Here is a 24,790-nt window from a genome sequence, read left to right as displayed (position 1 = left end):
CCATCCCAAAGGGACGAGAAGGAGCGCTCGCGTTACCACCCTAATTAAAACCGATGGACTCCCGGAAAAAAAGCAGGCCGAAAGCAGCATCGATCTTCACTTCATTAACATAACGGTTGCCCGGTACCAGACTACTTGCGGCAAAGCGCTTTCCCCCGGACAGCTCCAGACTGTAATTCAAAGGGGACCGCTCTGTCGGTTCGCACCATCCACCGTTTCTCTGCCAGCGTAATCCTGCCTTTTACTTGTGTCTTTCTCAGCTTTTCGAATATGCAGCTTTGAGTTTTTTTATAACACAGAACATTTCGGCAAGTCAAGGCTTGCCGGTATTCCCGGAAGGGCAGGACGGCCCCGGTTGGTCGAAAGAACGATTCAAACCGCATATTTTGTGCTATAATGTTGCTGTTAAAAGGAGGATGCTCATGGCTTTTGATAAAGACAACAATCCGGAACAGCAGGCAACCCAGTCTAAGAAAAGAAGCAAAGGCCGGGTCGTATGGAGAATTATCCTGGGACTATTCGTCCTTGCCGTGGCCGGAGTGCTGTTTATCGGCGGTACTGGGTTCGGTTATCTTTCCGCCATTGTAAAGGATGACCCGATAAGGTCCCAGGCAGAAATCCAGGACAAGATCAGCTATAATAACATCACCACTTTTGCTTACTTCCGGGATGCTTCACCCATCGGGCAGCTTCGTTCGGAAGAAGACAGACGGCCTGTCGAGTATAAGGAAATTCCTTCTTCCGTTATCAACGCAGTAATCGCCATTGAAGACAATCATTTCGATGAGCACAAGGGCGTTGACATCAGCGGAACGCTTCGCGCCGTCAAGCAGCGGGTTCTCAAAGAGGATATTCAAACCGGCGGAAGTACCTTGACTCAGCAGCTGGCGAGGCGCGTCTTCCTGAACCTGGACCGTACGGATAACCGAAAGTTCAAGGAAATTCTCCTGGCCCTCCGTCTGGAGCGGTTTTTGTCCAAACAGGAAATTTTGACGGCTTATCTGAACAAGGTTCCATTCGGCAACGGAGCGTCAGGCTATAATTTGTATGGAATTAAGGCGGCAGCCAAAGGGATATTCGGGATCAATGATCTGAACAAACTGAATATTGCTGAGGCCGCTTATTTGGCCGGTCTTCCGCAGCTCCCTTCAACGTACTCGGCCTTTAACGGCAAAGGGGAGTTCAATCAGGGAGCGTTTGACCGCGCGGTCAAACGGCAGCGTCTTGTCTTGCTGCGCATGCTGGAGGAAGGAAAAATCAACCAGAGCCAATACAATGAAGCACTGGCATTTGATCTTAAGTCCGCGCTCGCTCCGACAATGAAGAAAGCATACGACACTTATCCCTATCTGATGCTGGAAACGGAGCGTCAAGGAGCGCAAATTCTTGCCAAGCTCAAAAACCCCGGGCTGGACCAAAGTGCGCTGGATAGCAAAGAGAACAGCCAGATTCTCGAGGATGCCAGACAGCAGCTGCTTACCGGCGGCTACCGGATCTACACGACGATTGACAAGAAAGTGTACAACGCCATGCACAAGGTGTCGGGCAACCCGGATAACTTCTCACCATACAGTGAGAAGAAAGGGCTTGAGCAGGTTGCAGGCATGCTGATCAATCATAAAACCGGCGCTATACTTGGCATGATTGAAGGCCGGGATTTCTACACGGAACAAATGAACTATGCAACCCAAATGGTACGCCAGCCGGGGTCGACCATGAAGCCGATTGCCGCATATCTTCCTGCCCTGGAGAATGGGTTGATCCAGCCGGCAAGCATCATCGACGATTCACCGATCATCCTGAAAGACTATGAAAAGGGCTTTCATATTCCGGTGAACTCGAGCGGTGGGTATAAAGGACTCGTTACAGCACGGACTGCGCTAAACGAATCGCGCAACATTCCGGCGCTCAAGCTGTTCAATAATGTGGTTGGCATTGATAAATCATGGGCTTTTGCGAAAAGCCTTGGCATTACCACTCTCGAAGATTCGGACTATCAGGCACAGACCGGCGTTCTTGGCGGGCTCGCCCATGGTGTAAGCGTTGAGGAGCTTACGAACGCTTATGGAGCAATTGCCAATCAGGGAGTCTTCAACGATGCCTATATGATTGAACGGATCGAGGATTCGAAGGGCAATGTCGTTTACCAGCATAAACCTGAGCCGAAGCGTGTTTTCTCCAAGCAGACGGCGTACCTGATGACGGACATGCTCCGGACTGTCATTTCAGAGCCGGGCTCAACCGGCCATTCGGTAGCAAGCGAGTTCAAGGAATACGGCAAAATTCCGGTTGTAGGTAAAACCGGTACAACCCAGAACTATGCGGATGTCTGGTTCGAAGGCTATTCGCCGGATGTGACGCTTGGCATTTGGATCGGTTATTCGGAACAGGCCAATACGCTGACCGATGACGGCAAGAAGCGCGCCCGAAAAATATGGGCTAAAGTCATGAATGAAGTCGCAGACAGCAAACCCGAGCTGTTCCAGACCAAAGCTTTCGAGAAGCCGGATGGAATTGTCAGAATGACCGTGTCGGGCTACAGCGGACTTCTGCCTACGCCTCTGACGGAGCAGGCCGGCAAGACTGTGACCGATATTTTCAATGCCAAATATGTACCGAAGAAGCAGGATGATGTTCTCGTTCGCGCCAAGTATGTTACGTATAACGGTGTAAACTATATTCCGCACGACGAAACGCCATCCGATATGGTGTTGGAGAAAGTCGTAATGAAGCGAGAGAAGCCGATCAAGGAGCTCATTGATGAGCTCGAGAACGCTTTTGCCAAAATGAAAGGCGACCATAAACCGCTTAGCTTCTATCTCCCAAAAGATGCTGGCGATGATGCTCCGTATGAGGTCGATCCGCGGGTCGATGACGGAATGGTGCCGGTAGCGCCAGCAGGAGTCGCTGTTGATTCCTCCACAGGCCGAGCGATTATCACCTTTAACAAGAACAATGAGGCGGATATCGCGGGCTACCGTTTTTACAAGGCGTTAAACGGAGGAGATTTTAAGTACGCAGGATCCAAGCTGGGAGAAGACACTCGTTTTGTCGACTACGTTTCTGCGGGCAACAACTACGCTTATTATGTGACCGCTGTGGATGTGGTGGGCAAGGAATCCGCTCCAAGCAGCCAGGTTTCACTGAATAACGGTTCTGCGCCCGGCAGCATCATCGGAATCCCCGGTGTCGGTGAGGGAGATCCGGGTTCTAACGGAGAGGCTGCAAATGTGCCTTCCGAGCCGGGCCAGCCTCAAGGCGTATGGAACGATTCGGGTATTACGCTCAGTTGGAACGCCAATCCGTCCGAAGATCAGGTAACAGCCTACAATATCTACTACTCGGATCATGCTGATGGCAATTATACGCTGGTCGGTACGACAGAGCTTACCCAGTTTGAGTATGCCGGTGCTCCTGCGAGCGGCTTTATCCGGATCACCGCAGTGAACGTTAGCGGAGAATCCAGTCCTTCCGGTTCGCTGAGTATTGAGAAGAACTGAAATCATTCAAAGAAAGAGGATTCCCTGGGCCGTTTTCAATGGCTGCCTCAAGGGATCCTCTTTTTTTATCGAAAACAATAAATTAATCTTCAATCGTGGACAAATCGCCGGTAGGCAGATTCAATTCCCACGCTTTCAGCACCCGTCTCATAATTTTGCCGGAACGGGTCTTCGGCAGCTTCGCTTTAAATTCAATTTCACGCGGCGCGGCATGGGCGGACAAGCCTTCTTTTACAAACCGGGCAATTTCCGCTTTCAGCTCCTCCGTTGGCTCGTAACCGTCCCGCAGAGCGATGAACGCCTTGATGATTTCTCCGCGCACAGAGTCCGGCTTGCCAATCACGCCGGCCTCGGCCACAGCCGGGTGCTCTACCAGCTTGCTCTCGACCTCGAACGGTCCGATCCGCTCTCCAGATGAATTGATAACGTCGTCAATTCGGCCCTGAAACCAGAAGTAGCCATCCTCATCCATAAACGCGGAATCACCTGATATATACCAGCCCGGGATTCTGAAGTATTCTTCATATTTCGCTTCATTGTTCCAAATACGGCGCATCATGGACGGCCACGGTGTCCGGATCGCCAAATTCCCCATATGGTTCGGCGGCAATACATTGCCCTGATCATCGATAATCGCAGCCTGTATTCCCGGCAGCGGCTTGCCCATGGAACCGGGCTTGATCTCCATTGAAGGATAGTTGCAGATGAGCTGTGCTCCTGTCTCGGTCATCCACCAGGTATCGTGAATTCTCTGCCCATATGTGCTCAGCCCCCACCGCACCACTTCAGGGTTAAGCGGTTCGCCGACGGACAGAACATGACGCAGGCTCGACAAATCGTACGTGCTAGCCAGTTCCTCCCCCGCTCCCATCAGCATGCGGAATGCCGTAGGCGCGCTGTACCAAACGGTGACGCCAAATTTCTGTATAGCTCCATACCAGTCTGCCGGATGAAACCGTCCGCCAAGCACCAGATTACAGGCCCCATTCAGCCAAGGAGCAAAGATGCCGTACGAGGTTCCGGTAACCCATCCCGGGTCTGCCGTACACCAGTAGATATCGTCTTCGCGCAAATCAAGCACCATCTTGCCCGTAAAATAATGCTGCAGCATCGCATTATGAACGTGGTATACGCCCTTTGGCTTGCCGGTGGAACCCGAGGTATAGTGAAGGATAAGTCCGTCTTCCCGGTCGACCCATTCGATGTCGGCATTCTCGGCGGACAAACTCATCTCTGTTTCAAAATGGTAAACCCCTTCGGCCCCGGCTGTCTCAAAAGCTTCCCCTGCGACCACAACAGTTCGAAGCTCCGGGAGCTCTTCCCCCTTTACACGCGGCAGCAAAGCGTTCGTCGTAACGAGAGCAACCGCGCCGCTGTCTTCCAGCCGGTCCTTTACCGCCGTCTCCATAAACGCTTCGAACAACGGACCAACGACAGCTCCCACTTTGATGGCGCCCAAAATACTGATGTACAGCTCAGGAGTTCTGGGCATGAAGACAAACACCCTTTCTCCCTTGCCGATCCCGTGTCTGCGCAGCACATTCGCAAATTTGTTCGACAATGTCTGAAGGTCTGCAAAGGTATACGACTCCTCACGATTGGCATCGGAGTAGACAAGTGCGGTCTTGTTCCCCCGTCCTTCCGCCACATGGCGGTCGATCGCTTCATAAGCCATGTTGACAAGGCCTGTGCGGTGCCATGTAAAGTCCTTCTCTACATCCGCCCACTCAAATTGCTTGCGTTCATCCTCGTATGTTCCCATGTTGGAGTAGGCCGCCGCCGCTGAAATGATTTCTCCCTGCAATTTGTTCATCGCTTCATCCTCCTTAAATGTTCATGCACACGCTGCTTAGGTGCACTCTGAATGAAAACGGATACATAATAGAGCAAAACAAGCAAAAACGGCGGGTTCCGTCCTGTGGCGACGAGATCCGTTTCTGCTGCGAAATACAAGTTAGGGAGAACAAATAAACTGATCCTTGGCTCATATTTCAGGATTAAACCGAACGGATGAATGTTGTTTGGAGAAAAACAAAAATGGGGCTGCTTGAATCAAGTGCGTCTCGGGGAGAATAGATGTACTTCTTTTGGAATTGTGAACTTTTTATGTCAAAAGCATTATAACATATGGCAATGAAGGGCGCTATAACTTTTCAATTTTTCATTTTTCTGTTATAAGTGAGTGGAAGAGGAAGGAGGCTAAAAACGAATGCTCCACTCCAAAATCCACTGCAGACATGAACTCCCTTCCACCAGGGATGAGCCGCTTATTGTAGAGGGACCCGTCGATCCCGGTATGTTGCGCACGCTTCGCATGCACCCTTCATTGGATGCTTTTCGGCCTCCTCCCGAGCAGCATGAAGCTCTCATTGAAATCGCAGGCCTGCCCGAAGGACGGATTATCATAGCAAGGCATACGGAAACGATAGTAGGCTATGTAACCTTTCATTACCCGGATGAAATGGAGCGCTGGTCGGAAGAAAACATGCAGGACCTGATCGAGCTTGGCGCCATTGAGGTTGCGGATGAATACCGGAAATTCGGAGCCGGTTCCTCCATGCTCCGCACCGCTTTCGAAATGGGACAATTGGAGCCGTATATTGTGTTCACGACTGAATATTACTGGCACTGGGACCTTACAACAAGCGGCCTCGGAGTTTGGGAGTACCGGCGAATGATGGAGAAGCTGATGAAGAGCGTGAACATGGTCTGGTATGCGACAGACGACCCCGAAATCTGTTCCCATCCTGCCAATTGCCTCATGGTGCGGGTAGGGCGCGATGTACCGCTGGCCTCGAAAGAACAATTTGACCGGATTCGCTTCCACCAGCGGTTTATGTACTAAATCGCCCGCCGAATTTCTTTTGGTTATCCTAATTGGAATTTACGTCATTTCTTATGATTTTATGCTCCCGAGCATTTCGCTCAGAATCGCGTAAGAGCGATTAGATGCCTCCACCGTAAATTCAGCAAAATTAACATGCGCCGACCCGTCCGCCTTGTCGCTCATCGAACGCAGCACAACGTAAGGAACGCTGTTCATGAAGCATACTTGCGCCACAGCCGCCCCCTCCATTTCCACGCATGCCCCGTTCATGGCGTCATGCAGGTCCTGCACGGCGGCGCGGTCGGCCACAAAGCGGTCTCCCGACAGCACCTTGCCGACCATAAACTGATGGTCCCGGCAGACCTTTTCGCAGGCCTCTTTGGCCAATTGAACAAGACCGTTATCCGCCGGAAAATCCGATACCTCCTGATAAGGGATCACACCTCTTTCAAATCCCAGCGCGGTTACATCCATATCATGCTGCTGGCAGGAAGATGAAATGACGATATCTCCGATCTGAAGCTTCGGGTTCACAGCGCCGGCCACGCCCGTAAACAGCACTGAAGCAACTTTGAACCGGTCGATCAACAGCTGTGTGGTGACTGCCGCATTTACCTTTCCGACACCGGATTTGCATACGACGACACTGCGGCCTTGAAATGTTCCGGCAATGAAAGAAATGCCGGCATGAGTATGGGTCTCCTTCGAGTCCATTTGCTGAAGCAGCAGCTTAATCTCCTCATCCATAGCTCCTAAGATTCCAATACGCTCCACGCAGCAATCAGCTCCTTCCATATATGTACGGCTATAAGCAGCCGCCGGACTGTCCCTCAAGAGACAGGTTCCGTATTTAGCGGGAATCATCACTCTCAAAAAAAAGCTCCCGCAGAGGAGCTTTTTAAGGTGAACCCTATGAATCTGGTTTTACATGAAGTAATTTTACAAATGACTTACGGATAAACGCAGAATCGTTTCATGCGGCAAAATAACCCGCGTATTCTCCACATTTTCCTTCTTCATCAGCTTTGTAAGCAAACGCATGGCAACCGCTCCAAGGTCGTACATCGGTTGGGCCACCGTAGTGAGCTGAGGACGTACCATCGAAGCCATCCGGGTATTGTCGACACTGATAATCGAAAAATCATCCGGAACTTTAAGTCCATCGTCCTGAATGCTGTGAATGGCGCCAATCGCCATCTCGTCGGTTGCGGCAAAAATGGCGGTCGGACGTTTCTTCAGGCCAATAAAATATTTCATCGCCTCTACGCCGGACTCATAACGGTAGTTGCCAATCCGGACAAGATCTTCCTGGTACTCGATCCCAGCCTTCTCCAACGCTTTCTTGTAACCCTGAAAACGGGCATACCCGTTCGCCGGATCCTGCAAGGTGCCGCTGATCATCGCAATCTCGCGATGTCCATGACGAATCAGCGCGCTTACCGCATCAAAAGCGGCAGCTTCATGGTCAATGTCGACCGAAGGAATAACACCGTTCTCATCGCTCGTGGCGCAAAGCACGATCGGTACGGCTGACGTCTGGAAAGCCTGAAGATGCTCGTCCGTCACAGTACCGCCCATGAATAACAGCCCGTCCACCTGCTTCTCAAGCAAGGTGTTGATGACGCGAATTTCCTTTTCCTTCTTCTTATCCGCATTGCACAAAATAATGTTATAGTGGTACATGTTTGCTATGTCTTCGATCCCCCGGGCAATTTCCGCAAAAATCGAGTTTGAAATATCCGGAATCACCACGCCGACCGTAGTTGTCTTCTTGCTCGCAAGCCCTCGGGCAACGGCATTCGGACGATATCCCAGACGTTCAATTGCTTCATACACTTTCTTCCGGGTCTGCGGCTTCACATTAGGGTTATTATTCACAACCCGTGAAACCGTGGCCATCGAGACTCCTGCTTCGCGTGCCACATCGTAAATGGTTACCGTCACATTCTTCTCTCCATTGCCAATAAATTTTCATTCGTTCTTCGGGTTAGGTAAGGAGCTTTGTTAGGTCTTATGATACGACAAAATACTGCATTCTGCAATGATAACGCTTCACTTTCATAGATTTTCCTTCAGATTTTCAGAAGTGATGCCCGAATGGGATGTATTCCACACCGCTTTTCCGTCCTTCACGAGAATTGCCTGCGGGGATTCGTGCTTCACACCGAGCAAATCTGCAGCCTCCAGGGAAACCGGACGATCTTCGACAACATGAATCAGAGCATAGATGACGTTTTCATTTGGCTGATCGTTCAAATAGTCTGAAACTTCCTGATAGGCCCGGGCGCTGATCGGACAGCGCGTACTGTGCTTAAACAGCAGAACCGGCTGGTTTGCCGAAGCTTTCAATACATCCTGCAGTTGTTCGGCTGAAGTAATTTGAGTCATTGCAGACACCGTGATCTAACCCCTTTCCGAATCATCAAAACGAATAAATAATCGAACTTTCTGATATTTTATCAAAAAGAAAAGAAAAAAGCCAATTTCCATGAAAATTTTCAATAAAACTTTAAAAGGCGCACCAAATAATCTTTTCAGCCTTTGAAAATTCATTTTCAATCACAAGTCAATGAATCATATTGGGCCTTTTAGCCAAGATCCCTCAGTTATGTAGCTTTCGCAGGTGCAAGAGTCAGCTGGGAAAGGCGTTCCATCAGTTTCTCCATCCACTCCCGGTCGCCGTTATTTTTGGCATAGCCATAAACGTCAAGCAGCAGGTTGATCCGTTCTTTGCAGCGGGCCGCCATCTCTGAAGTGAACAGATCCGCATCCAGCTCCGCAGATTCATTCTCTTTATAAATTTCGTACATCACATCAGCAAGCTCGTTGAGTTCGGTAAAGGTGACACCGGCAAGGCCGGACTGGCTCTTAAGCTGTCCAAGCACCTCGCATAAGTGGGACTTGATTTTGGAGTAAACCTCGTATCGTCCGCAGTGCTCGCATTCCCATATCGGAACTTTGTTTATCCGGATTCTTCTTTCATGAATAACGGTTCTAAAACCAAGGCTCTTGTTCTGTCCACAATTGCAGCGGGCGTACACTTGGACCACTTCCTCTATATCTAAACTTTTCACACAGCCTGTCCTTTTCAGGGGAACCGGACGTGTGAATTATAGAATTATTTTTGATACAATTAAATAATTGAATCGTTATTTCGTCAATAGAGAATTATACAGGAGGATTCAAATATGAGATTATCTGGAAAAAGAGTCATTGCACTCATAGACGAAGAATTTGAAGATTTGGAGCTATGGTATCCGGTATACCGCGTTCGCGAAGAGGGTGCGGAGGTCGTACTCGCGGGTGCGGAAAAAGGCAAAAAGTACATTGGAAAATACGGGGTGCCCGCTGTAGCCGAAGCCAGCTACGATGAACTGAATGCGAGCGAATTCGACGGCATTCTTGTCCCAGGCGGCTGGGCTCCTGACAAAATCAGACGTTATCCGAAGGTGCTTGAACTGATTCGCGACATGGATAAAGCCAAAAAACCGATCGGGCAAATTTGCCACGCCGGCTGGGTTTTGATCTCTGCAGGAATTTTGAAGGGAGTAACGGTGACTTCCACTCCGGGAATCCGGGATGATATGGAGAACGCAGACGCCATATGGAAAGATGAGGCCGTCGTTGTGGATGGGCACATCATTTCCGCGCGCCGCCCGCCCGACCTGCCGCCATACGGCAAAGCATTCTGCGATGCCCTTTTCGGCTCGGGGAAATAAATTTCATAATAACGGAAAACAAAGGCGGCCTTCCGACTATATCAGTCCGAAAGCCGCCTTTTCCTGTTTATTTGCTGAACCGTTTCACGCTTCAGCCTTCCTGAAGCTGTCTTGACGCCAGGAAGCTTTCAATTTCCATAGCCGTTCTGCAAGTGTAGCATTGTTCGCCGATGCGGGCTTCCTCCGCTGCGCTGATGTTCAGGAGACGGTGCTTGATTCTGAGCAAAGCTTGCGGCGACATGCTCAGATTGTACACACCCAGATATGCCCACAACGGGATGGCCCGTTCATCGCCGGCAAGCTCTCCGCACACGCTGACCGGGATGCCCCGAAGATGGGCCGCTTCCACCGCTGTCTTCATCATACGGAGCACGGCCGGGTGAAAAGGACGGTACATATGGGCAATTTTTTCATTCATTCGGTCTACGGCCAGCACGTATTGAACAAGATCGTTCGTCCCGATGCTGAAGAAATCGCATTCCTCGGCAAGCAGATCGGCAGAAGCTGCCGCGGCCGGGACTTCAATCATGATGCCGACCGGAACTTCCCGATTATAGGCCAATCCCCTGCGGTCCAGATCGGCCATAGCCTCCCTTAATATGAAATTGGCGCTGCGGATTTCCTCGACCGAAGAGATCATCGGATACATGATTTTCACATTGCCGTAAGCGCTGGCCCGGAGAATGGCAGTCAGTTGGGTCTTGAACAGGTCCCGCCGGTCAAGGCTGATCCGGATCGCCCGGTAGCCGAGAAACGGGTTGTCTTCTTTCGGCAGCGGAAAATATTCAAGCTGCTTGTCTCCGCCGATATCCAGCGTGCGGATGACTACCGAATGCTCTCCTGCAAGTTCGGCCACCTTGCGATATACTTCATACTGCTGCTCTTCGCTTGGAAATGCAGCGCGGTCCATATATAAAAACTCGGTCCGGAACAACCCCACACCCTCGGCTCCATGCTTGACTGCCAGCTCAAATTCCTTAAAGGAGCTGATATTGCCGGCCAAATGGAAATGGATTCCGTCGTGCGTTACCGCATCTTCAGATGCAAGCAGCTGCAGTTGTTCTTTACGCTGCTTCTGCTTCTCGGCAACCAAAGTATAGCGCCCCACAATATCAGTGTCCGGGTTTACATACAAGCAGCCCTCATCGCCATCAAGGACCAGCAGATCCCCGGTCTGAATCATCCGGTTAAGCTTGTCTTCAAAACCCGATACAAGCGGAATGCCGAGCGCTCTGGCCATGATTGCCGAATGGGAGGATTTTCCGCCAACCATCGTAACCATTCCCAGTACATTGTTTGGATTGAGATGGACCAGTTGGGAAGGCGAGAACTCCTTGGCAACCAGGATGTAAGGCTGATTATCCTTGGGCAGCGTCACTTCCGGCGTCCCCAGCAAGTGCTTCAGCAGGCGGTTGCCGACATCCTTGATGTCGAGGGCCCGTTCCTTCATATATTCATCGTCAAGCAGATCAAACATTGTCACAAAATGGTCAATGGCTTCTTTTACGGCAACCTCCGCCGCTTTATACTGTCTTTCGATAATGCCTCTGATTTCACTCATGAACACCGGATCTTCCAAAATCGCAAGATGCGCGTCAAAAATGGTCGACTCTTCTTTACCGACCATTTGCTGAATTTCATTTCTGATCTCTTCGATTTCATGTTTGGAAGTAATGATGCCTTCATGCAAACGCTCGAACTCTTTGCTGAGATCGATGGTTTCCAAACGCCGGTCCTGAACGTCCATCTCCCAGGCGGGCAATACAAAAGCCCTGCCGATGGCAACGCCGGCAGCAGCGCCAATACCTTGTATCATAATAAACTCAGACCCCTTCAGCTTGCGAATGATAGCTGTGCTCTCTTTACCCTAGTTATGGTAATCTTCGCTTTGCAGATTGTCAAAGGAATTTCAAGACAAAAGGATTATCCCACTAATCTGGCGCAAAACGATAAAAAAAGCCCCGAGGGCTCTTTTTGGGTGGCGCATCATAGAGCATCTCTTCGGGGCTGCGTGATTGCATCTTCGACTTTGATGCAGCGGTCCATTACGACCTTGAGGCCGGCTTGCGCTGCGATTTCGGCAGCCTGTTCGTTCACGATCCCCTGCTGAAGCCAAAGGGTTCTCGCACCGGCCTCCACCGCTTCCTTCGCGATATCGGGCGTAAATTCGCTGCGCCGGAAAACGTCCACAATGTCAATCGGCTCAGGAATGTCTTTAAGCGAGGCATAGGTCTTCTCCCCGAGGATGTCATCCTTCACGGCCGGATTTACCGGAATGATGCGGTATCCTCTTTTCTGCATCGCCTGCGCCACCATATACGAAGTACGGTCCGTTTTATCGGACAGTCCGACTACGGCGATCGTTCGGGCCGACTCCAGAATTTCCTTGATTTCCTCGCGTTCCGGGTTTTTAAAAGCCATCCGGGGTCCCGCCTTTCTTCTTTATCTTAAGTTTACGATACCCATTCTACAGATCCGCCAAGCGCGGCGATATGATCAAAAAATTGCGGATAGGATTTGGCCACATGATGGGCATCCTTGATAACAAGCGGATTTCTGGCTCTTAAACCTACAACGGTCAGCGCCATAATTACCCGGTGGTCATAATGGGCGTCGATCGTGGCGCCTCCCTCCACACCGTACGGTTTGCCGTGGACTATAATTTCATCCCTTTTCTCTTCCACATCCGCTCCGGCTTTTCTGAGCTCGGCAAGAAAATCCGTAATGCGGTCGCATTCCTTATAGCGCAAATTCTCGACGTTATAAAAACGCGACGTTCCCTCTGCAAAGACAGCCGCTGCAACCATGGCAAGCACAGCATCCGTTGCGGCGTCACCGTCAAATTCAACCGCCCGCAACCGGCCGTCTCCTTGCACATGCACGATGCCGTTTTCATGCCGCAGCGGCACATTCATCATCTGAAGCACGTCTACAACCGCACGTTCTCCCTGCTTGCTCCGCTCTTCCAGGCGGTGTACGGTAACATCCGAATTCGTAACGGCAGCCGCCGCCAGAATGGCCGCAGACCCCGGATAATCTCCCTGAACCGTATAAGTTTGGGCTTTATAAGCCTGCCCTCCGGGTACTTTGAAAGTCGTGTAATCGTCAGAAGCCTGAACGGTAATCCCCGCCTGTTCCAAAACTTCAAGCGTTTGTCCGACAACGACTTTGGACTTCAAATCCCCGGTCACTTCGATTTCGCTGTCCTCAGCAAGGAGAGGCGTCAGAAACAGCAGTGCGCTCAGATATTGAGAGCTTACCTCGCCGGATACCTTAATTTTGCCGCCTTTTGGCGCTCCGCCGCGGATCGTAATCGGCAGCCGGCCTTCCTGGTGCTCGACCTGGACGCCGATCTGCTGCAGCGCATCGATCAGATCGTCATGCGGACGTTTTCCAAGCGAATCCGGATAGGTGTTAATAAACGTAATTTCAGGAGAGAGGGAGGCAATGGCCATGAGAAAACGCAAAACCGCTCCCGCATTGCCAACGTTCAGCTCCTTAACCCCGCTCAAGTTTTTCCCAAAGCCCTTAATGACTATTTGCTCATCGTTCTCTTCCAGCACTGCACCGAGATCAGCAATGCAGCGGCGCATCGCATCGCTGTCCTGACTGTGCGCCGGATATCTTACCGTGCTTGTTCCTTCCGCAAGAGCCGCAGCCAGCAGATAGCGTGTAGTATAATTTTTGGATGATAGCGCCTGAATTTCACCCTTTAGTTCAGGGGTTGGCCTAACGATGATATCCATTCCATTTGCTCCTCTCACGATTGTGGATAAACGCGGTGACGCATTAAAATATTCATAGCCACTTCTTCCTCCCCAAGGTCCGATGTATCCACCGTGCAATGGGCGAAATCATAGGCAAGCTTCCGCTCTTCCAGCAATAAGCTGATTTTTTCCTCCGCTCCTCCAGTGAGCAGCGGCCGGTTCGAATCGTTGCCGACCCGGGCAAATATCGTCTTGGCATCGGCCTTCAGAGCGATGACCCATCCGTTCTCCAGCATAATCCGTCTGTTCTCAGGCTTCAGAACAGCCCCGCCTCCTGTGGCCAGAACAATTCCTTGTCCTTCAAGAACCCGTGCAAGAATCCGCGATTCAAGAGCCCGAAACTCCGCTTCCCCCTGCTGTTCAAACAGTTCCGGAATCGAACAGCCGGCTTCACGGACAATTTCCGCATCAAGATCGACCATCTTTCTGCCTGTCTCCTTCGCGAGCAGCGCCGCGACCGTGGATTTACCGGTTCCCATCATGCCGACGAGGATCCAGTTGACCTGTTCCGGCTGCATGACGCACCTACCTTCTGTTGTTAACTTTTTTCCTATCATATCACATGTCGTTCAAGTCGGCATTCCCTTTTACAAAAGGTTTGGCGCTGATAGACACTTTGCTTGTTATTCTGAAAAAAGCGCCAGGTCCGGCTGCCTGAGCCGATCCTGACGCTTTTCCTCCAAACCGGACAATCAGAACCACTGATGGTGGAATACGCCTTCCTTGTCCACTCTCTTGAAGGTATGCGCTCCGAAATAGTCGCGCTGTGCCTGAAGCAGGTTTGCCGGGAGGCGCTCTGTGCGGTAGCTGTCATAGTAAGACAGGGCGCTGGAGAAGCCCGGTACAGGAATACCGTTTGATACGGCAGCGCTGATGACTTTGCGCCATGCATCCTGATAGCTCTCAACCACATTTTTGAAGTAAGGGTCCAGCAGCAGGTTCTTGAGCGCAGGATCACGATCATAGGCATCCTTAATATTCTGCAGGAACTGAGAACGGATGATGCAGCCGCCGCGGAAAATCATGGCGATGTTGCCATATTTCAGATCCCAACCGTACTCGTCGGAAGCGGAGCGCATTTGCGCAAAGCCTTGGGCATAGGAAACGATCTTGCTGGCGAAGAGCGCCTTGCGGACGTTCTCGATAAATTCCTGTTTGTCCCCGTCAAACGCTTTAACAGCAGCAGGCCCACTCAAAATTTTGCTGGCTGCTACGCGCTCTTCCTTCATGGCGGACAGGAAACGGGAGAATACGGACTCCGTAATCATGGACAGCGGTACGCCGAGGTCAAGGGCGCTTTGGCTCGTCCATTTTCCCGTACCCTTCTGTCCGGCTGCGTCAAGAATGACATCAACCATCGGCTTGCCGGTTTCTTCATCATATTTCGAGAAAATATCGGCTGTTATTTCGATCAGGTAGCTGTCCAGTTCCCCTTTGTTCCATTCGGTGAAAATTTCGTGCAATTCCTTGGCGTCAAGACCCAGTACATCTTTCAGCAAATGGTAAGCTTCTCCGATCAGCTGCATATCGCCGTATTCAATGCCGTTGTGCACCATCTTCACGTAATGCCCGGCACCGTCCGGTCCGATATATGTACAGCAAGGATCGCCATTTACTTTGGCGGAAATAGCCGTCAGAATCGGTTTTACAAGCTCGTAGGCGCTTTCCTGACCGCCAGGCATAATTGCAGGACCATGGAGCGCACCCTCTTCGCCGCCGGATACACCGGTGCCGATAAAGCGGAACCCTTTGGCTTCAAGCTCTTTGCTGCGGCGCTGCGTATCAGGGAAGTACGCGTTGCCTCCATCGATAATAATATCTCCTTCATCCAGGTGAGGGACGAGCTGCTCGATGGTTGCGTCCGTTGCCGGACCGGCTTGTACCATGATCAAAATTTTGCGCGGCTTTTCAAGCGACTCTACAAATTCTTCAATCGAAAAAGTGCCTGCCAGGTTTTTGCCTTTTGCTTCTTCCAGAAGATCGTGCGTCTTCTGCGGAGAACGGTTAAATACAGAAACCGTAAATCCTCTGCTTTCAATATTCAGCGCCAGGTTTTTACCCATGACGGCAAGTCCAATAACGCCAATTTGCTGTTTTGACATCTGCTCTCCATCCTTTGCGACATTGTATATATCAAAATAATATCATTTTAACGCGTTAATATCCACTCATGCAAAAATCCTTCATCAAACCAACATAAAACACCCCTGGAATTCTACAGTTCCGAGGTGCTTATGTCCGATGAAAAACAGTCCTGCCTTCCTTTAATAAAGATACCCCATCCGGTTACCACTCAAGCTCCATCAAATCCCGCCGGATGCCTTGCAGCACGTTCTTGATGGCCTCCGCCTCTTCCGTGCTGCCGGCCCGGATGGCCGCATGCAGTTTCGCAAGCTGCTCATCCAGCTTCGTTCGCAGTTCTTCTATTCGCCGTTCAGACATTTGGGATTTATACATCTGGGCAAATTTGGCTGCGCTAGGTACAGGATCCTTTTGATACAAGACTTTATGCTCCATTCCTGAAATCTGGACTTGTCGGATCACTTCGCCGAATAAAATATTTTCAATTAAAATTTGCCTGTCTTTGATTCTTTTGACCACAGCATGCCCCCGCAGGTCTCCAATCAGCTTCTCCAGCCATTCCGCCAGCTTGGCGTCTTTGATGATATAGTCGCCAACCAGCTTATAACCTTGACCGAGCCGTTCAAACCGCAGCTTTGTCAGCTTCCGGCCGGTTCGCACCGAAATAATAAAGATGGAGTCATTTTCGCTCCAATACAGCGAATATCCGTCCTGGATCAAATCACGGATCAACTGCTGCAGGTGCCGGCGCTCGAAACGCAGATCCAAATTACAGTACTCGACCTCGTAGCTCTTATTCACGGCACTCCCTCCTCTGGCGTATTGCACCCTGCAAGACGATCATTCGTCACAAGCGTAAGCAAGCTTACAATATCTTATACTCCATCCTATGTGAAGGTAACTTGGATTAATGATTATTTTTAACCTCTCTGCAGCTTGTATAGGGGCAGCGGGCTGCCGATAGCCTGAAGCTTCAGGAAAGAGCGGCCTCCATTAGGGGCGGCCAGCGTCCGTAAGCCAGCGCGAAGCGCGGGCGTATAACCTGTGCTATAATCGGGACATGCTGGCACTTGCCGGCCGATTTTGCTACATAAACGGGAGGAAGATAGATATATGTCGATTACGGGGTTTACCGATAAAGATTTTGACAGCATGGCCGTTCCCGGCCTCGAGTCCAGAATGGAGGCTCTGATCGCCAACGTTCGCCCGAAGCTGGAGGGCATCGGAGCGGAAGTAGGGCCGTTTCTTTCCGGGCTCTGCGGCAGCGAGATGTATCCCCATGTGGCGAAGCATGCCAGACGGACCGTCCATCCGCCTAATGATACCTGGGTCGCCTGGAGCAGTAACAGCCGCGGGTACAAGGCGCTTCCTCATTTTCAAGTTGGTCTGTTTGCCACGCATCTGTTCATCGTTTTCGCGGTCATTTATGAGAGCCCGAATAAAGCGGTATTCGGACGCTACCTGGAGCAGCATGCCGAGCAGGTCAAGCGCCTTGTCCCGGACTGCTACTTCTGGTCGCTTGACCATATGACGCCTGGCGGCAGGCTGAATGGAGAACTGTCGGAAAGCGGTCTTGCGGAGATGGGACAAAGGCTGCAAAAAGTGAAGAAATCGGAAATTTTGTGCGGACTGAGCCTTCCGCGCACAGCGGAAGAACTTAAGGACGGAAACGAGCTTACGAACCTTATCGAGCAGACCTTCGAAACGCTGCTTCCGCTGTACAAGGGTTCCTTTTGATCAAGAGCGGGCTTCGTCCCGCTCTTTTCTAGATTTCAAGGCAACTTGCGCTAAACTCCTCGCGTACGTTGTACTAAACCGCTATACTTGTATTGGCACAGCGGGTTGGGAGCAAGCTCCCTAAGCCTTGTGCGGTTTTCCTGCAAACTCTGTCTGCGGACGCGAAAGCCACAGATGCAGGAAGAACAACGTTCCCATCGAGATGGCGCTCGCTACAAACGGAGCTGACGGACCAAGCATATCCCAAAGTTTGCCGGATACGATTGGGCCGATCACCATTCCGCATCCTTGTACAGTCAGAAACAGTCCCCAAACCGTGCCCTTCTCTCCTTCCGGAAGATACTGCGCAATCTTCGTATCCCAGCTTGGCAGAATCAATGAATAGCTCACACCGAGACCAATAACGAGCACCCATACCATCGTGATCTCACGGAACAGGGCCAAGCCCAAAATCGACAAGAAAGCCGTCAGAAATCCGGCATGCAAAAACATCTTCGTACCAAACTTATCGACCATTTTACCTACCGGTATCAGTCCCAGAGCCGTTATCCCGCCGCCGACGATCAGCATGCTGCTAAAAGCCCCCGGCGATAACCCCAATACGGTTCGGATGTACAGCGTAATGACCGGGGTCAGAAGCCCTACGGCGAACGACTGTAGAAACAAGGCAGGATACAGCAGGGGACTTACATGCAGATTGTTTCGAATTTCAATGAATGTATGCTTCAGATTGGCTCCGAGCTTCTTGATTCCTCCGACCAGGAGCAGATTTCCCTTCTTTGGCAGTCTGCCGACCTGTCGATCCGCTTTTGCAGCATCCTTGCTCATGCCGGGCAGCAGTACAGCCAGCGCAATCGTTACCGCCAGGCAGCCAAGCAAAATCCAGAAGACCAGGCTGTAAGATTTATCGACGAAAAAATTGATCACAACCGGTCCGGCGCCTGTCCCGCCCAAAGTTGACATCTGGATGACTCCCATGGCCGTGCCAAAATTTTGATTCCTGCTGGATATATCCGATATTCCGATCAGGACGCAAGGCCAAAGCGGCGCCGTTCCGATACCAAGCAGCGTGCTGGCGAGTGCGATGAATCCCGCCTGCTTGGTCCATGCGATCATCGCGACCGCTCCCGCGGAAATCACTAAGCCAGACAGCATGGTAGCCCGAAACCCGATACGTTCTACGATCCATCCGGCAGGACCTCGGGAAAAATTGTCTCCAATATACTGAAGCGATAATGCTAATCCGATGGCAAAGGCGGACAGCTGGAGCACACTTCCCATGTAAACTGGCAAAATGGTCACCAGCAAAGCACTTTTGACCAGCTCGACAAGGAACATAATCAACCATAAATAAATGAATGTCGGTGTCAGCAGTTCTCGGCCTATCCCTTTGCTCTTAAGCTGCATAATTATCTTCCACCCCCACCCGAAGTTATCAAAATCGTGTCTGGTTAACAGTCTACCCTTTAATGGAATCATTTTAACCCTCGACTCGCAGATCTCTTAAATGCATCAGATGCTTGCATTCCCCTCTCTTTTTGTTATACTCAACTTTGTTTATATTTCACATTAGAAAGGCAGTGACGGCCTCAGATGGACCACAACCGCACGCCGCTCTTTACCGCATTGAAAAACCATGCGGCCGGCGACCCCGTCCAGTTCCACATTCCGGGACACAAAAAAGGCATAGGAATGGACGAAGAATTTCGAACATTTATCGGTGACAACGCCTTGTCCATCGACTTGATCAATATTGCTCCACTTGATGATCTTCATCAGCCTACGGGTGTCATTGAAGAAGCTCAAAAGCTTGCGGCGGATGCGTTCGGCTCCGACTTCACCTTTTTCTCCGTGCAAGGGACAAGCGGCGCCATTATGACGATGATCATGTCGGTTTGTTCTCCCGGCGATAAAATCATTGTTCCGCGCAACATTCATAAATCGGTTATGTCTGCGATCATTTTCGCCGGTGCGAAGCCTGTATTCGTTTCGCCTGCCCAGGACCATAACCTCGGAATCGACCATGGCATTACGACCTCTTCTGTCAGCCGTGCGCTGAAACGGCATCCCGACGCCAAGGGCGTGCTCGTCATCAATCCGACCTATTTCGGAGTTGTGGCTCATTTGGAAGAAATCGTAGAGCTGGCACACAGCCACCACATACCGGTCCTTGTCGATGAAGCGCATGGCGTGCACATCCATTTTCACGAGGACCTTCCGGCATCGGCGATGCAGGCCGGAGCCGACATGGCGGCCACCAGCGTGCACAAGCTGGGCGGTTCCATGACCCAGAGCTCCATTTTGAACGTAAACACCAAAAATGGCCTGGTGAATCCACAGCGTATTCAGACGATTATAAGCATGCTGACAACAACGTCCACTTCTTATATTCTGCTGGCTTCGCTGGATGCAGCACGGCGGAATTTGGCTCTGAACGGCCACGAAATGTTGAATAATGCTTTACAGCTGGCTAATTATGCCCGTGATGAAATCAACAAAATTGAAGGACTTTATTCTTTCGGCAAGGAAATTTTGGGTGGAGAAGCCACGTACGGGCTGGACCCGACCAAGGTGACGATCCATGTCCGCCATTTGGGTATCACCGGTTACGAGACGGAGAACTGGCTCCGGGAGCATTATAATATCGAAGTTGAGCTTTCTGACATGTATAACATTCTTTGTCTGATTACACCCGGAGATACCCGCGAGTCGGTCGACACGCTGATCATAGCGCTGCGCGAACTGTCCAGAACTTTCTATAAAGTAGGCGAAGTCAAGGAACTCATTGTCAAAACGCCGGAAATCCCGCAGCTGTCCCTGATTCCGCGCGATGCTTTCTATGCGGATACCGAGGTTATTCCGTTCCGGGAATCGGCAGGACGCATTATCGCAGAATTTATTTATGTGTACCCGCCGGGGATTCCAATTCTGCTTCCAGGCGAAGTCATTACCCAGGAGAATATCGACTATATTGTCGATCACGTGGAGGTGGGTCTTCCCGTCAAAGGCCCTGAGGACCGCAATATCAACAACGTCAAGGTCATCATTGAAGCGGATCCTATTTTCTAGAACGAAATAACGGTACAAGCTCTGCTCTGAAGCTTGTGCCGTTTCTTTGCCGGCATCTCAAGTAGAAAAGCTCCCCTTTAAGGGGAGCTTTTTAGGCTTTGAAGATTCAGCTTATGCTTCGTCTTGCGCAGCAACCAGTTCGTTGAAGGCTTCTTCTACACGAGCCCATTCTGCTTCGTCTTCAATGTTGAGAAGAACCATTTCTTCTTCCTGTTCTTCCAGACGGAGAATAATGCCGTCGGCTTCGGGATTATTGCGTTCCAGAAGCAGCGCATACACGTTCTCTCCGACATCGAATGTCTCCACAAGAGCCATTTCCACCTCGTTGCCTTCTTCATCCGTCAAAGTTAACACGAACTCTTCATGTTCGTGATCGTGATCATGTCCGCATCCGCATGCTTCGCCATGTTCATGTTTGTGATCGCTCATGATTCTACCTACTTTCCTGGTTGTTTTAGAAAAACCTGCCTGTTACCATCGTATCGTATCATTTTCCAGGAAGCAGGTCAATTTTGGCGGCCAGGCAATCCCTAATTGTCAATTGCGTTGACGATTTTCTCCGAGATCAAGGTATAATCATCACTTTGGGACTGCTTGATATAGAAGCCGACCGAATATTTGCCGGAACTTTTGAAATCGTAAGTAAAGTCGTCAGTCCGGAACCAGAAGTTGTCCTTCTGATTGCTGCCAATATTCTGGGACTGTATCGACTTCACCGTTCCGTCAGGCGCGGTGATAGCCACTTTAACAGCGCTAATATCCGTTCTCAAGCTGTCGATCTGACAAAAGACATTAAACTTCAGTTTCCCTACATTTACATTTCCAAAAGGCGTTTCCCCCTTAAACAGGAACATATGCACATTCGGTTTGTTGAAAGAAACCACCTTGGCATTGTCGTTATACGTAACAAGTCCGTTAAATTCACGGATTGGAACATAAGTTTTCCCATCAATGACGTAAGCTCCGTCAGCCAGCTCCCGGCCGTTATACAAAACCTTGATCTTCTGCGTAACCCCGTCCGCATACAATAGCGTGCTGCCCATGAGGGAAAACAACAGCACAAACGCCGTCGTTCTCTTCCATTTCATATCGTAATCCCCCCAATCTATCATCGCTGCTGTACAATTATACGAGGGGACTTTATCTCAAGTTGCGGTCGAATGAAGTAAAAATCTCATATTTTTTATGTTACTATTCGGATAGAGCACAAGATTGTTTATTAGGAGGCTTTCTCATGGAACTGCAACTGCAAATGCTTGGAACGGGCAACGCATTCGCCAAAACAAACTATAACAACAACGCGCTTGTTTATAGCAACGATTTCACCCTGCTGATCGATTGCGGGATTACAGCACCCGTTTCTCTCTACGAGCTTGGCCGAAACTGGGGGCAGATTGATGCCTGCCTCATTACGCATATCCACGCTGACCATGTTGGCGGGCTTGAAGAATTCGCCTTCCAGATGAAATATGTGTATAAGCGCCGGCCTGTTCTCTATATCGCCGAATCTCTGGTCCAGCCGCTTTGGGACCATACGCTCAAAGGGGGCATGAGCCAGGAAAATATGAACACGCTTGCCGATTTTTTCGAAGTAAGGCCGCTTCAGGAGGGGAATATCTACAGCTTGTTTCCTTCCCTCACCGTACAATTAATCCGCACCCCGCATATCACCGGCAAGAACAGCTACTCACTTGTGCTGAACGGCGATATTTTCTACAGCGCCGATATGACCTTTCAGCCGGAGCTGCTGAAAAAGCTCGTTTATGAACGCGGGGTAAAACGGATTTTTCATGAATGCCAGCTCATCGGGCCCGGTGAAGTCCATACGACGCTGGAAGAGCTGAAATCCCTGCCGGAAGATATCCGGTCGCTTATATCGCTTATGCACTACGGCGACGAATTCACTGACTTCGAGGGCAAAACATCCGGTATGCCTTTTCTCAAGCAGCATCAGATTTATGAGCTGTAGCAAGCCCGGCGTTTTGCGGCTTCGGTTACATCCGGCTTGGAGCAGGCAATCCAAGGGTTTCCAGAACGTCTTTCAAAGCAGCATTAAACTCGCTGACCAGCCACAGCCGGAAAGAACGCAGGTCGTCAGCCGCTTTGATGATGGGACAGGCGGCATAAAAATTGTTGAACAGGGCGCACAGCTCGTAAGCGTAGCTGCAGATCAAATTGGGTGTCAGTTCGCGGCATGCCTTGTCCAGCACATCCGGCCAGGCTGCAATTTGTCTGATCAAGGCATATTCCGGCTGCTCGAACGCCGGCAGCTTCTCAGGAACTGCCGGTAACGCCTCCGGAGTTGCGCCGCCCTTGTTCAGAACGCTCAGGGAGCGGGAATAGGTATACAGCAAATACACGCCCGTGTTCCCTGAAATTTCGGTCGCCTGCTGCAGGTCAAACACCACTTCGGTCTGCAAATTGTACCGCAGCAGGTAAAAGCGGATGGAAGCGGCCGCAATCATCCGGCTGGAAAGGCCGGTATGGTCAGAACGGCTGTCTTCTATCACCTGCTCCATTTTATCCAGCAGCGTTGATACCTTCATGCCGATGCCCTGTCTGCCTGACATGGCATAAGAGGCTTTTCCGTCCGAAGTATCTATTCCAAGCTCCGCTGCCGCTGACCTGCTCAGCGATACGACGCCATAAGCTACATGGCGCAGCCCCTTTGCCTGTTCCCGGTATCCGAGCAGTTCGAGCGCCTGCTTCACCATCGCCTGCGGATATTCCTGCCTGTGGTCGATCACATTGATGACGCTGTCCGCCCTGCCGAATTGCCGGCTTGCTCCCTTCCTTACGGTGGACCAAACCCCGTCCTGAAACAGGCTATAGCAAAAATCGTTGTCCAGCAGCCCGAATTTCCACAGGTGGTAAGCAATATCCTTGGCCGTATAAGTCAAGATTCCGTTCGAGCGAACCAGCACCTTATCCTTGCTGTGCGCCGAGTCTCCCGCTTCCTCCGCAGAAGTGTTCGTCAGGGGCAAAACTGGATCTGTCTCCTGCACGGGGTTCTTTTCCCCGTCCCCGGACCGCTCGGTTTGCTTGAGTACCCAACACCCCGCCAGCTTTCCCTCGGCTTCTTTATGAAAATAAGGAGTTTGCTTCAGCAGCTCAAAAGCCGAATTCCAGAAGCCTTCCCTTACGATGCTGCTTTCCCAGACAAGCAGATCATAATGGATGCCGAACTGCTTCATTTCCTCGAGATGCTCGCGTACAATCCGTTCGGCGGTAATCGTCCCCGTCCAGGCGAGATTGCCGTCCCCTTCTTCCAGCGCATGGAGGACATTCGTACGCTCCTCAAGCAGCTCGGGACGAGTTTCAAACTGCTTATGGAGCTTCGAGTAGACGTCCCAGCAGAAGTCACCAAACCTGCTGTAATCTCCGGTTACAGGCGTGTGCAGAAGGCCGACAACCGTGTCCGCGAGCTGGTTCCCCAGGTCATCGATATAATTGTGAACTTCAACCTGGGCACCGCTTCTTCTCAGCATCCTCACCAGCGTATCGCCGATGCAGGAGTTGCGGAGATGGCCGATATGAGCTGATTTATTCGGATTGATGGAGGTATGCTCCACCACAACTTTCCGGACAGGCACCGCTTTGCTCTCCGGTTTCCCTGAGGCCCAATGATTCCAGTCGACATAGACGTTCAGAAAACCGGGAGCCACCGCCTCCATTTTCCGAACAAGCGGATCTCCACCGCTGCGCTCCAGCTCGGCCTTGATTTCCTGAGCAATTTTGAGGGGCGGCTGTTTAAGCATTTTGGCAAGCTGCATCGCTATATTCGTGGAGTAATCCCCGTGCTCTAACCTGGCCGGCGTCTCCACCTGAATATGCACGTCAGGCGCATCATATCCTAAAGCCGTTAACCACCTCCTCAAACCGGTTTCGATGTAATCCGAAATTCTTTGACTTAACATCCCCGTACTTCCTCCTTCATAAAAAAACAAAAAGTCCCCGTCTCCAAAAAGAGACGAGGACGGGGATTGCTCGCGGTACCACTCTTGTTGTCCGACCTTCCATGGTCCGACCACTTGAACAAATAACGGTTTGTTTCCGGGGCAGCCTACGCCGCAATAGTTCGGCAGCCCA

At 50.9% G+C, this 24,790-nt stretch carries 21 protein-coding genes and 2 other annotated features (1 of these 23 running past the window's edge); of the genes, 6 read left to right on the top strand and 15 right to left on the bottom strand.

Going from position 1 to position 24,790, the window contains the following annotated elements; translation table 11 throughout:
• Positions 1 to 6 precede the first annotated feature (6 nt).
• Positions 7 to 267 (bottom strand) — a binding site (T-box leader).
• A gap of 155 nt (positions 268 to 422) precedes the next feature.
• Positions 423 to 3,500: a transglycosylase domain-containing protein gene (locus tag K7397_RS02905; RefSeq protein WP_223066443.1), complete on the top strand. Its 3,078-nt coding sequence runs from the start codon at positions 423 to 425 to the stop codon at positions 3,498 to 3,500.
• An 82-nt stretch (positions 3,501 to 3,582) separates the two neighbouring features.
• Here K7397_RS02905 and acsA read toward each other — a convergent pair whose 3' ends face one another.
• On the bottom strand, positions 3,583 to 5,313 hold the full coding sequence (gene acsA, locus K7397_RS02900; protein WP_223066442.1) for an acetate--CoA ligase: 1,731 nt from the start codon (positions 5,311 to 5,313) through the stop codon (positions 3,583 to 3,585).
• Positions 5,314 to 5,709: 396 nt separating this feature from the next.
• Between acsA and K7397_RS02895 the strand changes: the two genes are divergently transcribed.
• The gene (locus tag K7397_RS02895; protein WP_223066441.1) at positions 5,710 to 6,345 is read left to right on the top strand and encodes a GNAT family N-acetyltransferase; all 636 of its coding nucleotides are present in this window, start codon (positions 5,710 to 5,712) and stop codon (positions 6,343 to 6,345) included.
• Between the two features lie 51 nt (positions 6,346 to 6,396).
• Here the strand turns inward: K7397_RS02895 and K7397_RS02890 are convergent, their stop codons facing one another.
• From K7397_RS02890 to K7397_RS02875, 4 genes are all read right to left on the bottom strand, one after another.
• On the bottom strand, positions 6,397 to 7,101 hold the full coding sequence (locus K7397_RS02890) for a 5'-methylthioadenosine/adenosylhomocysteine nucleosidase (RefSeq protein WP_223066440.1): 705 nt from the start codon (positions 7,099 to 7,101) through the stop codon (positions 6,397 to 6,399).
• Positions 7,102 to 7,266: 165 nt separating this feature from the next.
• Entirely contained in the window at positions 7,267 to 8,271 is a 1,005-nt protein-coding gene (gene ccpA, locus K7397_RS02885; protein ID WP_223066439.1) for a catabolite control protein A, read from the bottom strand.
• 114 nt (positions 8,272 to 8,385) lie between these two features.
• Positions 8,386 to 8,724 carry a bacillithiol system redox-active protein YtxJ gene (gene ytxJ / locus K7397_RS02880; protein WP_223066438.1) on the bottom strand — a complete coding sequence of 113 codons (339 nt, stop codon included), beginning with the start codon at positions 8,722 to 8,724 and terminating at the stop codon, positions 8,386 to 8,388.
• A 209-nt stretch (positions 8,725 to 8,933) separates the two neighbouring features.
• Positions 8,934 to 9,401: a hypothetical protein gene (locus K7397_RS02875; protein WP_223066437.1), complete on the bottom strand. Its 468-nt coding sequence runs from the start codon at positions 9,399 to 9,401 to the stop codon at positions 8,934 to 8,936.
• 114 nt (positions 9,402 to 9,515) lie between these two features.
• On the opposite strand from K7397_RS02875, the gene K7397_RS02870 reads away from it, so the two are divergent.
• Positions 9,516 to 10,046 carry a type 1 glutamine amidotransferase domain-containing protein gene (locus K7397_RS02870; protein ID WP_223066436.1) on the top strand — a complete coding sequence of 177 codons (531 nt, stop codon included), beginning with the start codon at positions 9,516 to 9,518 and terminating at the stop codon, positions 10,044 to 10,046.
• Positions 10,047 to 10,137: 91 nt separating this feature from the next.
• Here K7397_RS02870 and ptsP read toward each other — a convergent pair whose 3' ends face one another.
• The 6 genes from ptsP to K7397_RS02840 form a co-directional block, all read right to left on the bottom strand.
• Entirely contained in the window at positions 10,138 to 11,862 is a 1,725-nt protein-coding gene (gene ptsP, locus K7397_RS02865; protein ID WP_223066435.1) for a phosphoenolpyruvate--protein phosphotransferase, read from the bottom strand.
• A gap of 170 nt (positions 11,863 to 12,032) precedes the next feature.
• Positions 12,033 to 12,467 carry a CoA-binding protein gene (locus K7397_RS02860; RefSeq protein ID WP_223066434.1) on the bottom strand — a complete coding sequence of 145 codons (435 nt, stop codon included), beginning with the start codon at positions 12,465 to 12,467 and terminating at the stop codon, positions 12,033 to 12,035.
• Between the two features lie 32 nt (positions 12,468 to 12,499).
• Positions 12,500 to 13,792, bottom strand: a complete 1,293-nt coding sequence (gene aroA, locus K7397_RS02855; protein ID WP_223066433.1) for a 3-phosphoshikimate 1-carboxyvinyltransferase — start codon at positions 13,790 to 13,792, stop codon at positions 12,500 to 12,502.
• A gap of 14 nt (positions 13,793 to 13,806) precedes the next feature.
• Positions 13,807 to 14,331 (bottom strand): shikimate kinase, encoded by a 525-nt coding sequence (locus tag K7397_RS02850; RefSeq protein ID WP_223066432.1) that lies wholly within the window; start codon positions 14,329 to 14,331, stop codon positions 13,807 to 13,809.
• A 174-nt stretch (positions 14,332 to 14,505) separates the two neighbouring features.
• Entirely contained in the window at positions 14,506 to 15,915 is a 1,410-nt protein-coding gene (gene gndA / locus K7397_RS02845; protein ID WP_223066431.1) for an NADP-dependent phosphogluconate dehydrogenase, read from the bottom strand.
• Positions 15,916 to 16,099: 184 nt separating this feature from the next.
• A complete protein-coding gene (locus K7397_RS02840) occupies positions 16,100 to 16,696 on the bottom strand; it encodes a hypothetical protein (protein WP_223066430.1) in 597 nt (198 codons plus the stop codon).
• Positions 16,697 to 17,008: 312 nt separating this feature from the next.
• On the opposite strand from K7397_RS02840, the gene K7397_RS02835 reads away from it, so the two are divergent.
• Positions 17,009 to 17,632, top strand: coding sequence for a DUF1054 domain-containing protein (locus K7397_RS02835; protein WP_223066429.1), 624 nt, complete (start codon positions 17,009 to 17,011; stop codon positions 17,630 to 17,632).
• 120 nt (positions 17,633 to 17,752) lie between these two features.
• Here K7397_RS02835 and K7397_RS02830 read toward each other — a convergent pair whose 3' ends face one another.
• Positions 17,753 to 19,039, bottom strand: coding sequence for an MFS transporter (locus K7397_RS02830; protein ID WP_223066428.1), 1,287 nt, complete (start codon positions 19,037 to 19,039; stop codon positions 17,753 to 17,755).
• 186 nt (positions 19,040 to 19,225) lie between these two features.
• On the opposite strand from K7397_RS02830, the gene K7397_RS02825 reads away from it, so the two are divergent.
• Positions 19,226 to 20,701 carry an aminotransferase class I/II-fold pyridoxal phosphate-dependent enzyme gene (locus K7397_RS02825; RefSeq protein ID WP_223066427.1) on the top strand — a complete coding sequence of 492 codons (1,476 nt, stop codon included), beginning with the start codon at positions 19,226 to 19,228 and terminating at the stop codon, positions 20,699 to 20,701.
• A gap of 111 nt (positions 20,702 to 20,812) precedes the next feature.
• On the opposite strand, the gene K7397_RS02820 is transcribed toward K7397_RS02825, so the two are convergent.
• Positions 20,813 to 21,130 carry a DUF1292 domain-containing protein gene (locus K7397_RS02820; protein WP_223066426.1) on the bottom strand — a complete coding sequence of 106 codons (318 nt, stop codon included), beginning with the start codon at positions 21,128 to 21,130 and terminating at the stop codon, positions 20,813 to 20,815.
• Positions 21,131 to 21,231: 101 nt separating this feature from the next.
• Positions 21,232 to 21,789, bottom strand: coding sequence for a copper amine oxidase (locus tag K7397_RS02815; RefSeq protein ID WP_223066425.1), 558 nt, complete (start codon positions 21,787 to 21,789; stop codon positions 21,232 to 21,234).
• A gap of 146 nt (positions 21,790 to 21,935) precedes the next feature.
• On the opposite strand from K7397_RS02815, the gene K7397_RS02810 reads away from it, so the two are divergent.
• A complete protein-coding gene (locus tag K7397_RS02810; RefSeq protein WP_223066424.1) occupies positions 21,936 to 22,670 on the top strand; it encodes an MBL fold metallo-hydrolase in 735 nt (244 codons plus the stop codon).
• A gap of 25 nt (positions 22,671 to 22,695) precedes the next feature.
• Here K7397_RS02810 and K7397_RS02805 read toward each other — a convergent pair whose 3' ends face one another.
• A complete protein-coding gene (locus K7397_RS02805; protein ID WP_223066423.1) occupies positions 22,696 to 24,618 on the bottom strand; it encodes an arginine--tRNA ligase in 1,923 nt (640 codons plus the stop codon).
• A gap of 46 nt (positions 24,619 to 24,664) precedes the next feature.
• Positions 24,665 to 24,790 (bottom strand) — a binding site (T-box leader); it runs 100 nt beyond the window's last position.

The organism is Paenibacillus caui, from assembly GCF_019904135.1.
Taxonomy (GTDB): Bacteria; Bacillota; Bacilli; order Paenibacillales; family Paenibacillaceae; genus Fontibacillus; species Fontibacillus caui.
The sequence above is the reverse complement of the archived record's forward strand: the minus strand, read 5'-3'. Positions and strand labels throughout refer to the sequence as shown.

Bases quoted from the DNA above. Each gene is read 5' to 3' on its own strand.
- K7397_RS02860 (WP_223066434.1), bottom strand. From the start codon at position 12,467: ATGGCTTTTAAAAACCCGGAACGCGAGGAAATCAAGGAAATTCTGGAG.
- K7397_RS02820 (WP_223066426.1), bottom strand. From the start codon at position 21,130: ATGAGCGATCACAAACATGAACATGGCGAAGCATGCGGATGCGGACAT.
- K7397_RS02895 (WP_223066441.1), top strand. From the start codon at position 5,710: ATGCTCCACTCCAAAATCCACTGCAGACATGAACTCCCTTCCACCAGG.
- K7397_RS02815 (WP_223066425.1), bottom strand. From the start codon at position 21,789: ATGAAATGGAAGAGAACGACGGCGTTTGTGCTGTTGTTTTCCCTCATG.
- ptsP (WP_223066435.1), bottom strand. From the start codon at position 11,862: ATGATACAAGGTATTGGCGCTGCTGCCGGCGTTGCCATCGGCAGGGCT.
- K7397_RS02905 (WP_223066443.1), top strand. From the start codon at position 423: ATGGCTTTTGATAAAGACAACAATCCGGAACAGCAGGCAACCCAGTCT.
- gndA (WP_223066431.1), bottom strand. From the start codon at position 15,915: ATGTCAAAACAGCAAATTGGCGTTATTGGACTTGCCGTCATGGGTAAA.
- K7397_RS02810 (WP_223066424.1), top strand. From the start codon at position 21,936: ATGGAACTGCAACTGCAAATGCTTGGAACGGGCAACGCATTCGCCAAA.
- K7397_RS02870 (WP_223066436.1), top strand. From the start codon at position 9,516: ATGAGATTATCTGGAAAAAGAGTCATTGCACTCATAGACGAAGAATTT.
- acsA (WP_223066442.1), bottom strand. From the start codon at position 5,313: ATGAACAAATTGCAGGGAGAAATCATTTCAGCGGCGGCGGCCTACTCC.
- K7397_RS02825 (WP_223066427.1), top strand. From the start codon at position 19,226: ATGGACCACAACCGCACGCCGCTCTTTACCGCATTGAAAAACCATGCG.
- K7397_RS02805 (WP_223066423.1), bottom strand. From the start codon at position 24,618: ATGTTAAGTCAAAGAATTTCGGATTACATCGAAACCGGTTTGAGGAGG.
- aroA (WP_223066433.1), bottom strand. From the start codon at position 13,792: ATGGATATCATCGTTAGGCCAACCCCTGAACTAAAGGGTGAAATTCAG.
- K7397_RS02850 (WP_223066432.1), bottom strand. From the start codon at position 14,331: ATGCAGCCGGAACAGGTCAACTGGATCCTCGTCGGCATGATGGGAACC.
- K7397_RS02835 (WP_223066429.1), top strand. From the start codon at position 17,009: ATGTCGATTACGGGGTTTACCGATAAAGATTTTGACAGCATGGCCGTT.
- K7397_RS02830 (WP_223066428.1), bottom strand. From the start codon at position 19,039: ATGCAGCTTAAGAGCAAAGGGATAGGCCGAGAACTGCTGACACCGACA.